This window comes from Escherichia sp. 93.1518, from assembly GCF_013368915.2.
GTDB classification, from domain to species: Bacteria; Pseudomonadota; Gammaproteobacteria; order Enterobacterales; family Enterobacteriaceae; genus Escherichia; species Escherichia ruysiae.
In genome coordinates, this window is the sequence record NZ_JABWMT020000082.1 from 1 (window position 1) to 1,443 (window position 1,443).

A 1,443-nucleotide genomic window follows, 5' to 3' on the forward strand; every position below is an offset into this window, starting at 1 on the left:
TGTACTGACCCCAAAAAGTTGGACAGTTAAACACGAGGCATATAGGTCTGATTCCGATATTCAATTGGAGTCAGACCTTTTAATTTCAGGCTAATTCTTCTGCTGTTGTAGTATTCAATATATTCCGTAACAGCATCCTTCAGTTCGCTTATATTACTGAACTCATCAAGATAAAAACACTCCGACTTTAAGGTTCCAAAGAAACACTCCACCACAGCATTATCCAGACAATTGCCTTTTCTGGACATGCTTTGTTTAATACCATGTTCTTTAAGGATATTTTGATATCTTCTCATACGATACTGCCATCCCTGGTCAGAGTGCAGAACAGGATGCTCGTGAGGATTAAGCTTTTTGAATGCCTGATCGAGCATATTCTCAACCATGTTCATCACTGGTCTTTCCGAAAGGCTGTAAGAAATAACTTCGTTGTTGAAGAGATCTATTACTGGAGACAAATACAGCTTGCGCCCATTGACTGCAAATTCAGTAACATCGGTAACCCACTTCTCGTTTGGCCGCGTAGCCTTGAAATCTCTTTGGAGAACATTAGGGGCGGTTTGCCCTACCTCTCCTCTGTAAGAGCGGTATCGCTTGACCTTAATCGCTGCTTTAAGTGAGAGGGTTCCCATCAGGCGCTGAACAGCTTTATGGTTAATCTGTTTCCCTTCTCGATGAAGAGACAGCGTTACCCTACGGTATCCGTATCGGCCTCTATTCTCGTGATAAATCTCACTAATACGCTTTTTAACGTCCGCATACTTGTCAGGCTTGCTGAGAGCCTTTAGATGATAATAAAACGTACTGCGCGGTATCTCCGCAGCCCTGAGAAGCTCATCAAGAGGATAAAACTGCCTTAGCTCGTTGAGTACTTTCACTTTTTCGTGGGATGAGCTAAGGCTTTCAGCTTTTTTAGATACATAAGCCGCGTTTCAAGAAATCGAACTTGCCTTTCAAGATCCTCAATGCGTCGGTCTTTTGACAGCTCCAATGCTGATGCCGCTTTTTCTGGATCAACTGATATTGCAATGTTTCTTTTGGTGCCAATCTTGAGCGCGCGTAAACCAGCTTCTCCGCGCTCTTCATAGACCTTCAGCCACCTGGCTACAGAACCACTACCAGCAAGCATAAAGTGAGCAGCAGCCTGATTAAGGGACATGTGCTGCTCGATCACAGCTTTCACGACCTTAATACGCAACTCTGGATCAGCACTAACGCCTTTAGGTTTGGGAATTAAACCTTTTTCTCCATGTTTTTCATAGAGGGCAACCCATGTCCTGACCTGGGTTCGGGGGACACCAAAACGTGCCGAGATGATCCTGTAACCATCATCAGTTGTGAAGTAGTGATTCACGACTTCAAGGCGCTTTTCAAAAGGGTATTTTGGCTTTGACATATTAGGGGCTATTCCATTTCATCGTCCAACAAAATGGGTGCAGTACA

1 protein-coding gene is annotated in these 1,443 nt (G+C 44.1%); it reads right to left on the reverse strand.

All coding sequences use genetic code 11. From position 1 onward, the window contains the following. Window positions 1-26 precede the first annotated feature (26 nt). Window positions 27-1,396, reverse strand: a protein-coding gene (locus tag HEN21_RS22445; protein ID WP_085947770.1) for an IS3-like element IS150 family transposase whose coding sequence is annotated in 2 segments (ribosomal slippage) — window positions 27-916 and window positions 916-1,396 — 1,371 coding nt in all. Because the reading frame shifts where the segments join, the coding sequence is not laid out codon by codon here. Window positions 1,397-1,443 lie beyond the last annotated feature (47 nt).